This is a genomic window from Pseudoalteromonas sp. SWN29 (assembly GCF_015864465.1).
Taxonomy (GTDB): domain Bacteria; phylum Pseudomonadota; class Gammaproteobacteria; order Enterobacterales; family Alteromonadaceae; genus Pseudoalteromonas.
This window is the reverse complement of record NZ_JADYXE010000049.1, coordinates 21,845-33,318: the sequence shown is the minus strand read 5'-3', so window position 1 is coordinate 33,318 and position 11,474 is coordinate 21,845. Positions and strand designations below refer to the sequence as shown.

Genomic DNA, 11,474 nt, shown 5'->3' with positions numbered 1-11,474 from the left:
TCGCTTTAGCATTCACTATGATGTGGCTACCAATGTGGGCTGATTAATATATGTACTACAAAGATCAACAGCCCCTAGCTAAAAGATTTAAAAAGCGTGTTTTGTGTATGCAAAACACGCTTTTTTACGTTTGAATAAATGTTAGATATTCATGTGTATTATGCTTATTTGAATATATATTTTTAAAATGCCTTAAAAGTGCTGTTATTCTAATTTTAGGCGATAAAAAACCAGCTTAAAAGCTGGTTTAGTACTTAATCTGAACTTTGCTTAAGCGCTTAAAGCGTATTCGTTTTTTGTGCTTTATATTTTATACGGTAGCTATGTAGTAGTGGTTCAGTGTAACCACTCGGTTGTGTTGCGCCTTCTAAAACCAGTGCAAGTGCAGCTTGAAACGCAATGCTGTTATTAAGGGTTTCTTCGTTTATTGCCATGGGTGTATACGCAGTGTCGTGCTCGTTTTGACCATCAACTACTTTGGCCATTTTAGCCATTGTTGATTTTATTTGCGCCTGTGAACACACGCCATTTAGCAACCAATTAGCCATATGCTGGCTTGAAATACGAAGTGTTGCTCTGTCTTCCATTAGCCCGATATGGTTAATGTCGGGTACTTTTGAGCAGCCAACACCTTGATCAATCCAACGTACAACGTAACCTAAAATGCCTTGTGCGTTGTTTTCTAGCTCACTTTGAATATCTTCTTTTGAAAGCGTTTTAGGGTCTGCCATTAGCGGCGGTGTAAGCAGGTCATTAAGGCTAGCAATAGTACGTTTAGCAATACTTTGCTGCTCGGTAAATACGTTTACATCGTGATAATGCATTGCGTGCAGAGTAGCGGCTGTAGGGGAGGGCACCCATGCTGTATTAGCGCCTGATTTAGGATGTGCTAGTTTTTGCTCCATCATTAATGCCATTTTATCTGGCATTGGCCACATGCCTTTACCAATTTGTGCTTTATGACTTAAGCCACAAGCAAGGCCAATATCGACATTGCGATCCTCATATGCGCTTATCCATGATTGCTGTTTAATCTGTGCTTTTGGAAGTACAACACCCGCTTGCATAGAGGTATGAATTTCATCGCCGGTTCTATCTAAAAATCCGGTGTTGATAAATACCACACGCTCTTTAGCTGCATGAATACAGGCTTTTAGGTTTACAGATGTACGGCGTTCTTCATCCATAATACCCATTTTAAGGGTGTTTTTAGGTAAGCTTAGCGCTTCCTCTACTAGGCTAAATAAAGTGTTAGTAAACGCCACTTCTTCAGGGCCGTGCATTTTTGGTTTTACTATATTAATACTTTGCGCGCTGGTATTTTTTATACCTGTTTTTTTGTTTAGGTCGTGCAGGGCAGCGGTGGCTGTAAACATCGCATCCATAATGCCTTCAAATACCGGTTGATTGTACACATCGGTAATAGCAGGGTTCGTCATTAAATGGCCAACGTTTCTAACAAACATCATGCTGCGGCCTTTTAAAGTAACGGTGCCGCCGTCAAGTGCGGTGTATATTTTATCACTTTGTAGGGTACGCTCTACGGTTTTATCGCCTTTTTTAAACGATTCAACTAAGTTACCTTGCATCAAACCAAGCCAATTTTTATAAACCTGTACTTTATCTTCTGCATCTACTGCAGCTACTGAATCTTCACAGTCCATAATGGTGGTGAGTGCGGCCTCTAACACTACATCTTTTAAGCCTGCTTTATCTGCTTGGCCAATAATGTGGTGGTGATCGATATGTAGCTCTATGTGTAAGTCATTGTTTTTTAATAACACTACAGTAGGATTTTGCGCTTCACCTTGATAGCCAATAAGCTGAGATGGATTAGCTAATGTGGTTTGAGAGCTATCACGTAACGTAATTAAAAGTGCGCCATCTACTACTGAATAATTAGTGCTTTCTATGTGCGAGCCATTAGTCAGCGGCAATGCTTTATCTAAAAACTGACGAGCGTAGGCCATGACTTTAAAACCACGTACTGGGTTGTAAGTAGTGCCTTTTTCGGCGCCGTCTTCTTCGCTTAACACATCAGTGCCGTATAAAGCGTCGTATAACGAACCCCAACGTGCGTTAGCAGCATTAAGTGCAAAGCGTGCGTTACTTACAGGCACAACCAACTGAGGCCCTGCTGTAAGCGCTACCTCGGGTTCTACATTTTGAGCTTCAATCTCAAAGTTGGCAGGCTCTTTTACTAAATAACCAATATCTTGCAAAAAGGCTTGGTACTTAACGCTATCCCACGCTTTATTAGCAAGATGGTAGTCGTCTATTTGCTTTTGAAGCAGCTCTCGCTTTTCAAGCAATGCTGTGTTTGTAGGGGTAAGTGTTTGCACTATATGTGCAAAGTTTTGCCAAAACTGCTGCTCACTCAAATGCGTGCCAGGGAGTAATTGGTTTTTAACGAAATCAGCAAGTTGTGTGTCTACGCTGAGTCCTGAATGTGTGAGAGTGTGGGACATAATTGCCTTCCTTAAACGGTCGCGATGTTGTTGTGTGCTTGTGCGTTAAGGCAACAATAACTCAAAAAAGCAATGTTGAGTGCTTTTTAGCCATTCACAAAATGTATAGCCGCAATAATAACTATAAATTTACTAAATCTAAAAAATGAGCCTAATGTTGAATCAAGCGAAACGGAGCACACACTCCTAGCCACTCTCACAACATTAAAATAATTTATACCAATCTACTTATATATGGGGTCTATTTAACGTTAAGAAAATTACGCTAGAGCTAGGCAAAAATTTTTGTATCTAGTTATTCTAAATAAAAAATTTTTAACGACGTTATAGTGCAATTTAATTCGTTAAATTGATCAAAGATTTATGCAGGTTGGTATTACACACTCGTTCGAAGGATTTTATTATGACAACATATCAACGCGAAACAGACACTCTTTCTACTCTTTGCCAATCTCAAGGCAGCCCATGGAAAGCTATTAACCCTGAATACGCAAGCCGTATGCGTTTACAAAACCGCTTTCGTACTGGGATTGAAATTGCGCAATACACAGCAGACGTAATGCGTGAAGATATGGCTGCATATGACGCAGACACAAGCCAGTACACACAGTCTTTGGGGTGTTGGCATGGTTTTACTGCCCAACAAATGATGATGGCTATTAAGCGCCACCAAAAAACAACTAAACGCAGCTATGTGTACTTAAGTGGCTGGATGGTTGCAGCGCTTCGCTCTGCATTTGGCCCGCTGCCAGATCAAAGCATGCACGAAAAAACGTCGGTTCCTGCATTAATTGAAGAAATTTATACGTTTTTAAAGCAAGCTGATGCACGCGAACTTGACCACTTATTTAATGACCTAGATGCAGCAAAAGCGAATGGCGGTGACGTTCAAGCGGTTATTGATAAAATAGACAACTTTGAAACCCATGTTGTGCCAATTATTGCTGATATTGACGCTGGTTTTGGTAACGAAGAAGCAACTTATTTACTCGCTAAAAAAATGATTGAAGCCGGTGCGTGTGCCATTCAAATAGAAAACCAAGTGTCTGACGCTAAGCAATGTGGTCACCAAGCGGGTAAAGTTACAGTACCGCACGAAGACTTTTTAGCAAAAATCAATGCAGTACGTTACGCTTTTTTAGAACTCGGTATTGATAACGGTATTATTGTGGCACGCACAGATTCATTAGGTGCCAGCCTTACTCAAAAAGTACCTGTGTCGCAAACACCTGGTGATTTAGCAAGCCAGTACAATGCATTTTTAGAAACCACGCCAATTAACGGTGTTGATGACTTAAATGAAGGCGACACGGCAATGAAAATTAATGGCCAGTTATGTAAACCAACTCGCCTAGATAACGGTTTATTTCAATTCCGCGAAGGCACTGAAAAAGACCGCGTAGTTCTAGATTGTATTACGAGCTTGCAGTCGGGCGCTGATTTACTGTGGATTGAAACAGAAAAACCACATGTTAAACAAATCGCAGAGCTGGTAAATCGTGTAAAAGAGCATGTGCCAAATGCAAAACTGGTATACAACAACTCGCCTTCGTTTAACTGGACGCTTAAGTTCCGTGAGCAAGTGTACCAAGAGTGGCAAGAAGCTGGCCGTGACTTAAGTGCTTACCCAAGCCTTGGCGACAATAAAGGCCTTATGGCTCCAGAAATGGATGCAACAGAGCTTGCGCAAGCAGCCGATTTACTAGTACAAAACTTCCAGCGCGATGGCGCACGTGAAGCAGGTATTTTCCATCACTTAATTACTCTGCCTACGTACCATACAGCTGCGCTAAGCACAGATATTTTATCGGAAGGTTACTTTGGCGACATGGGTATGCTGGCGTACGTACGTGATGTACAACGCCAAGAGATTCGCCGTGAGCAGGCATCTGTTAAGCACCAAGATTTAGCGGGGTCTAACATGGGCGATACACACAAAGAATACTTCTCTGGTGATAACGCGCTAAAAGCCGGTGGTGAAGATAACACCATGAACCAATTTTAATTCCTAACTAGATAGTGTTACTCAAGGGCCAATAGGCCCTTTTTTATTGTTTTAAATAAAGTTAGAACATTGAAGCATAATTACAGATCAGACTTTAACTAACCTAATCATGTTGGATCACGATTTAACTACCTGAGTAAATTTACAGATCAGAGTTTAACTAACCTTTCATAAAACGACCTTTTTTAGGTGATTTTGCTGTAAATAGCGTTTACAGCAACTAAAAAAAGCGGATAAGTGACTGATTTTTGCTTTAATAGACAAACAGAGGGAATTTATAAACCGATTTTTTACTAACTTCTCGTTGCTATAAAACAAAATTTTACTAACTGAGAGGGTATAAACAGTGACTCAAACCGATATTTTACCAACTCAAGTTACAAAAAAGGCTATAAACCGAAATTTTACTAACTGAAGTTTTAGCTAAGTCCGATATTTAATTGTCACAGAAGTGTAAAGGGGGTTTACAGTTTGAATACTATAGCGGTAAATATAAAAGCCACTTATTTGAAGTGGCTTTTATTTAAACTATAAATTTATTACATAGAGTTTAGGGTCTGTTAATCTTTCAAGGTTAAATTTGCAGCAGCCTGTTTGGTATTCAGGCGAGGCAGAGCCTACATAGTGTGGTTATTTACCATAAGTAGGTGATGGCAAGCATAAATGACACTCGCTGCTATTTAGGTTTGACTTGGTGATGAAACCCTTTTGTTACCCAGTATTTTACTTATTCTTACAAGGATACAGCCATTAGAGTAATGCGGGCCGTATGAGGTGACTTGGTTACACATTTCACGCCGTGATTAAATAGCCTTTAAATTGAAATCATTTAACTCCGAAAGCTCACATACCTTATTACCTAAGAGGTTAAACTAAATTTTATAGGGCATTAAAACAATCATAATAAAAGCTACTAGTTGCAAATGAAAACTGTTATTGTTTTTATTTGTAATTTAAGTTTAACATCATGAAACTCTCATCTATTTTATTTATTCCGTTTGTTATTTTACTTGCTAATAGCTATGTACATGCAAGTCCGCAGCCTCTTAACCCACAGCGAATAGTGGTTGCAGGGGGCTCAATAACAGAAGTTATTTACGCCCTTGGTGAACAAACAACGCATTGTTGGCGTTGATAGCACCAGTGTTTATCCAGCCGCTGCAACTCAGAAGCCACAAATTGGCTATGTTCGCAAAATAAGCGTTGAAGGTGTGTTGTCATTAAATCCAGATATTATCCTCGCTGAATCAGATATTGGTCCTAAAAAAATGGTTGAGCAATTAAAGCTCACTGGCGCTAACTTGGTTATCTTGCATGAAAACGACAACTTTTGGCGTATTGAAAATAAAATAGAGCAAATAGCCAAACAATTAAATGTTGTGAGTAAGGGCAATATGCTCGCAGACTCTTTGCAAGCGGACCGCAAGGCCTTGTCATATATTTTAGAGCAAACAAGTACTAAACCTAAGGTTTTGGTTATCCGCAGTAGTCAACTTATGGTTGCAGGGGCAGAGACAACTGCTGATGAGTTGGTAACTATTGCAGGTGGAGTGAATATGATGGCTCAAACAATGGTTAACTGGCAGACGATTTCAAGCGAGGCCGCATTAGCACTAAATCCTGATGTGATTATTAGTATGGGAATTGGCGCCAATGATCAGCAACCAAGCGCTGAAATATTATCTGTTTTTAAATATTCAAATGCGATAAAAAATGGACGTATTTACAATTTTGATGCGCTCTATTTGTTAAGTATGGGCCCTAGAACGCCTCAAGCCGCGGTAGAACTAGCGCATGCATTTTATCCTAAAACACGCTTGCCGGATGGCTATCAATATAGATTTTTAAAATTAGCTGAAAACAGCACAAAACAACAGGACGAGCGATAGCTATGCTGGCGTTAGGAAATAGGTTATTAGCGCAACAACGGATACGGGTTTTATCTATTCCTGTTTTGTTTATTATTTGTATATTGGTATTTTTTATTGCCCTAAGTCAGGGAGGGGTTGTGATAACGCTGCGCGAGACGATGCTTATGCTAACCCAGCCGGTAGATGATCAGCTTAAGCACGCTATAATTTGGCAGATCCGCCTTCCTCGTATTCTACTTTCGATGGTTGTTGGAGCTGGTTTAGCAACCTGCGGTGCTGCAATGCAAGCTTTATTTAGAAATCCATTAGCAGATCCTGGCTTGATTGGCATTGCCAGTGGTGCAGCGTTAGGTGCAGTAGCAACTATTGTATTAGGAACAAGCTTGTTTGCTAATTTTAGCGACAACTTAGGCTACTATGCGGTGCCTGTAGGGGCATTTTTGAGTTGTATTGCGGTATGCATGTTTATCTATCGGTTGGGCGCGCAAAATGGGCGTTTTACTATTGTTAGCCTACTACTGGCAGGGATTGCCGTAAATGCGATTGTAAACGCTATTATCGGTATCTTAACACTGGTAAGTAATGAGCAACAATTGCGTGATTTAACATTTTGGAGTATGGGCTCTTTGGCGGGAAATCACCTTGCGATGATAATGCCAACACTCGGTATTATTATTGGTTGTTGTATTGGTTTATTACGTTTATCTAAACCTCTTAACGTGTATTTATTAGGAGAGGCTCAAGCGAAGCATGTCGGCATTAATGTGACTAAATTGAAAAAGCAGGTTTTTATATATACGGCACTTTGTACAGCAGCAGCCGTCGCAATTACGGGCGTTATTAGTTTTGTCGGCTTAATAGTACCGCATATTATGCGCTTAATATTAGGCCCAGATCACCGTTATTTATTACCAGCTTGTATGTTAGGGGGAGCATTAATGCTTAGCCTTGCTGATTTATTTGCCCGTACCATAATGCTACCAGCAGAAGTCCCCATTGGTCTAATAACCAGTGCTATTGGCGGTCCATTCTTTTTGATTATGCTGTTAAAAACTTACCAAGGAGCAAAGTGAACTATGTTAATTGGCAACCAACTTAGCGTAAAAATTAAACATAAAACGTTGCTGGATAATATTGATTTTTATGTAAAACCAAATGAAATTGTAGTTATCATTGGTCCCAATGGCGCAGGTAAATCATCATTAATGAAAGCATTATCAGGAGATTTACCGTTAAGTGGCGGAACTGTAAATATTAATCAACGAGAGTTAAATGAGTATAGTTTGCTAGAGCTTGCTAAATTAAGGGCGGTATTAACCCAGAGCTACGAGTTAGATTTTCCTTTCACCGTTAATGAAGTTGTTGATATGGCGCATTTTAGTCATCAAGAACAGTGCACGCAGGCTACCTTGAAACAGTTCTCTAATGATGCAATGAAAGCCGTAGGGATTACTCACCTAGCACAGCAATGCTTTACTCAGCTTTCTGGTGGTGAAAAGCAACGTACTCAATTAGCTCGTGTATTGTGCCAATTACAGCCAAGTTTAACTCAGCAAAAAAATGCTTATTTATTAATTGATGAGCCAACTGCTAGCTTAGATTTATATCATCAATATGAAGTCATGAACCAAGCCGTTACAACCGCAAAACAAGGCGCGGGAGTTGTTGCTGTTCTTCATGATTTATCACTTGCTGCGAGCTTTGCAGATCGAATTTACATGCTTGATAAAGGAAAAGTTGTTGCTCATGGCTCGCCTGAAGAAGTACTAACACAGCGCCATTTAAGTAATGTTTATAATATTAATGCAAAGCTGCAAACAGATATTGAAGATGTACTTCCCCACATTATGGTGGCGGAAAAAACACTCACAAATATATGATTTTAAGTTGTATCGATTACATATTATTGAGTGTTTTTATAAAGGGGTAATACCAATTCCATTAAGTATGTGATCTAAATTTTACGCAAAAAAAATAATTCAGTTCTAGGCGTAAATTGATGTAAATGGTTGTTCCCTTTACGAAATTTACAACAAAGAAATGGGTTGTTTTAGCAAGTAAAATAGATCAGCTATTTATTGGTATTGGTATAACTAGGGCATGTTGAATTTTGGTGGTTGAATTTACAGCGGCCTGTTTGGTTTTTAGGTAAGGCAGAGCCTATGTAGTGTGGTCACTGCCCATAAATAGGCGATAACGCAGCATAAAGACCAAACATGCGTTTCCCTTTGAGGGACGATTAACTCTTTATTGCCTTGTTATTAACACGATTTGCTTACCTCAAAATAGATCACTTAATTAAGCTAATTGGTATTACCGCAATGAGAGTGGACAAGTGTAGCTACATCTTGTAATTCAATATTTTCAGGTATCGCTATCTCTTTGGTTGATGCCTGCAGCCATGTTGCAGCATCATCAAGTGATTTAAATACGGCTCCAGGTATACCAAAGGCTTTTTGAACGCTCATATTCTGCAATTTTTGATATTGCTCCTCAGGAACAACGATAAGCATCGCTTGAACAAGTTGTAGCATTTTCTCTGCCGCACCATTTTTAAGCCATTCTTGTGTTGCAGGACCCGCCCCTTTAGGGTGTTGTAAGGATGCTTCATCTGTATAAACACGCACTACAATAAATGCTTCAGCTCTATCAAACCAACGATCCCATGATATTAAAGAGTCTAAGTGCATTGCTAGCGTGCACTCCCCCTTTGCTACTGTTACAGCTAATGGCCAGAGGCTGCTATCGTATTTAATTGTTGTCATACTTAATAACCTTTGTTATTGATTTTATAGATTTTTCCACGGCAAATGATTTAGCTTTGCTGTGGAAAAATCTGATTGATTAGAATGTATACTGTATGCCCGCACTAATAGTTCTTGGTTGGGTCAATACTGCTGTATCAAAGTTAGTATCAGGTTCATTGCTATCAGCAGGTGCTGTACCTGGATACAATGCAACAGGAGCATCTTCATCAAAAATATTACGTACTGAAAGATACACTTTAGCTTGCTCAGAGATAACGTAGTTCAAACTTGTATCAAAGGTCGCAAAAGCGTCTGTTTTACCGCCTTCATCGTTTGAAATACTGGTATACCAGCCATCAGTGTACTGGCCACTAACGTTAACAACCCAATTATTTGATTGCCATGTGGTCCCTAATTTCATAGAAGCAGAAGGAACCGTAAGTAATGAGTTCCCTTCTAGGCCTGAGTTTGGATAATCAGTGATCTCAGAATCTAACAGTGCAAAACCACCATAAAGATTGAACTGATCATTAATCTGCCAATCGGCATTAAATTCAAAACCAATAGTAGTTACTTCGTCTGCATTTCTAACTACATAAGCTTCATCACGTGAGTTTTCAGGTGTTAAATCAAAAGGTAGTTGCATGTCTGTATATTGCGAATAAAACAGGTTTTGAGATGTGCTTATACTGTTATTAGCCCATTGCTGACGACCATAGATTTCTAAAGAGTTTACGTACTCTTCATCATATTCATAGTTAACAATTGGTGCGCCAAAGGAAATGCCGCCGCCGCCTGCATTATACCCGCGAGATAATTGTAAACCGACAATATGCGTATCACTTACTTGGTAGCTGAGCCCAAGCTTAGGTAATAAGGCACTGTAGTCGTTATCAGATTCTATTTTTGCAATCGCTCTATCAGGATCACCGCCTTCACGTTTGCGATTTTCTTTTTCGTAGCGTAAACCTGCCGTTAGCTCAAATTTGTCACTAAATGGGAGGGCACCCTCAGAGTAAATTGCAAAATTATCTGAATCATCAGTAAAGCTTTGTTTTACAATAAATTGGATCCAATCATCTTGTTTTGAAGTGTAGTAGCGACTACCAATAACCCATTGTTCGCCGTTATCACCTTGATAGCGTAAACGAGGTTCTATCACAAACTCTTTGTTATCAATATTCGCTTTAGAACCATCTGGCGTAGATTTACGTTCAAAATTAAAGTCTGTTGCTGAAGCCGTTACCTCTAACTGTAGTTGTTGAGTTAATGATGCGCTGTATTCAATGCCTAAGCTTTTAGTATGCGTAACATGAACGGGTTGTTGCGGAAAGTTAGAACGACGCTGATCAAATGGATAATCAATAATTTCACCATTTGGACCACTGTATTTGTTATCGGTTAGTGTGACAACAACGCGTGTACCGTATTTGTCATCGCCCTCATAAAGTAATTTCCCTCTAATTGCACGGCCTTCCATGTCAGCTGGGTCTTTAACACCAGGGTAAGATTCATAATCAACAGATGAACTACGTTCAAATTGATCTGCTGCAATTCGTAAGGAAAACTGCTCAGAAAGAGGTTGATTATAAATAGCTGAAAGTCGTTTTTGGTCTAAATTCCCGCCTTCAGCACGAATTGTGAACTCTTGTTCAAACGTCGGATCTTGTGTTTCTACGCGTATTGTACCTGCTATTGCATTACGCCCAGCTAAAGTACTTTGTGGCCCTCTGAGAACTTCAATTTGTTCAAGGTCCCAAATACCTAAATCGCCAAAAACTATTTCGTTATAAGTAGCTGAACGACCATCAATTTGCCAGTTTAAGCGTGCTCTGCTGCCTGCAAAAAATGCATTCGCGTTTTCTGCAGCTCCAGTACCATCAATACCCCTTACTGTTGGAGCTTTACCAGTACCAGTGACCATTGTGATGTTTGGAATTTCGCTTAGTACGTCTCTTACGGTTCTTAATTCGGGGCGGCTTTCAAGTTCTTTACTATCGAAAACAACAACGCTATTACCACTTTGTAGTAGACTTCTTGATAATAACTCTCCAGTAACTTCAATAACGGTCATTTGATCCACTGCGTCATTGTTATCAGTATTAGCTAAAGCTGTAGTAGATGTAAGTGCTGCGAGGGGGATTAAAACATCCTTAAATTTCACAGGTACTCCCTTCTGTAAATGTAAATGATAATTGTTTTCAATGCTATATTCAATTGTATTAAAATACAACACTAAAGTTAATTAATGTTGTATTTTTAACTTAATTGTTAATCAGTAGAGAGGTGGTTTGGCTGTTATTTCAATCTAGGGCGATTTAATCGCGGCGTGAGGTTTGTAACCTAGTGGGCTTGGTAACGGCTCCTGCGTTACCCTACTGGC

8 protein-coding genes are annotated in these 11,474 nt (G+C 39.6%); 5 read left to right on the top strand and 3 right to left on the bottom strand.

Features of this window, described 5'->3' with window-relative positions:
* Positions 1-278: 278 nt before the first annotated feature.
* Positions 279-2,468: a malate synthase G gene (locus I6F53_RS16630; protein WP_197240386.1), complete on the bottom strand. Its 2,190-nt coding sequence runs from the start codon at positions 2,466-2,468 to the stop codon at positions 279-281.
* A 403-nt stretch (positions 2,469-2,871) separates the two neighbouring features.
* Between I6F53_RS16630 and I6F53_RS16625 the strand changes: the two genes are divergently transcribed.
* The 5 genes from I6F53_RS16625 to I6F53_RS16610 all read left to right on the top strand — a co-directional run bounded on the left by I6F53_RS16625 (position 2,872) and on the right by I6F53_RS16610 (position 8,224).
* The gene (locus I6F53_RS16625; RefSeq protein WP_165741547.1) at positions 2,872-4,473 is read left to right on the top strand and encodes an isocitrate lyase; all 1,602 of its coding nucleotides are present in this window, start codon (positions 2,872-2,874) and stop codon (positions 4,471-4,473) included.
* Positions 4,474-5,440: 967 nt separating this feature from the next.
* Complete coding sequence (locus I6F53_RS20675) at positions 5,441-5,608, top strand: hypothetical protein (RefSeq protein WP_231616623.1); 168 nt, start codon at positions 5,441-5,443, stop codon at positions 5,606-5,608.
* Complete coding sequence (locus I6F53_RS16620; RefSeq protein WP_331460806.1) at positions 5,580-6,362, top strand: heme/hemin ABC transporter substrate-binding protein; 783 nt, start codon at positions 5,580-5,582, stop codon at positions 6,360-6,362. The genes I6F53_RS20675 and I6F53_RS16620 overlap by 29 nt, the downstream gene beginning before the upstream one ends.
* A 2-nt stretch (positions 6,363-6,364) precedes the next feature.
* On the top strand, positions 6,365-7,417 hold the full coding sequence (locus I6F53_RS16615; RefSeq protein WP_197119013.1) for a FecCD family ABC transporter permease: 1,053 nt from the start codon (positions 6,365-6,367) through the stop codon (positions 7,415-7,417).
* 3 nt (positions 7,418-7,420) lie between these two features.
* Positions 7,421-8,224, top strand: coding sequence for a heme ABC transporter ATP-binding protein (locus I6F53_RS16610; RefSeq protein ID WP_166421815.1), 804 nt, complete (start codon positions 7,421-7,423; stop codon positions 8,222-8,224).
* Positions 8,225-8,647: 423 nt separating this feature from the next.
* On the opposite strand, the gene I6F53_RS16605 is transcribed toward I6F53_RS16610, so the two are convergent.
* Both I6F53_RS16605 and I6F53_RS16600 read right to left on the bottom strand, forming a co-directional pair.
* Positions 8,648-9,109 (bottom strand): hypothetical protein, encoded by a 462-nt coding sequence (locus I6F53_RS16605; RefSeq protein ID WP_166377515.1) that lies wholly within the window; start codon positions 9,107-9,109, stop codon positions 8,648-8,650.
* A 79-nt stretch (positions 9,110-9,188) separates the two neighbouring features.
* A complete protein-coding gene (locus I6F53_RS16600; RefSeq protein ID WP_197240385.1) occupies positions 9,189-11,255 on the bottom strand; it encodes a TonB-dependent receptor in 2,067 nt (688 codons plus the stop codon).
* Positions 11,256-11,474: the final 219 nt, after the last annotated feature.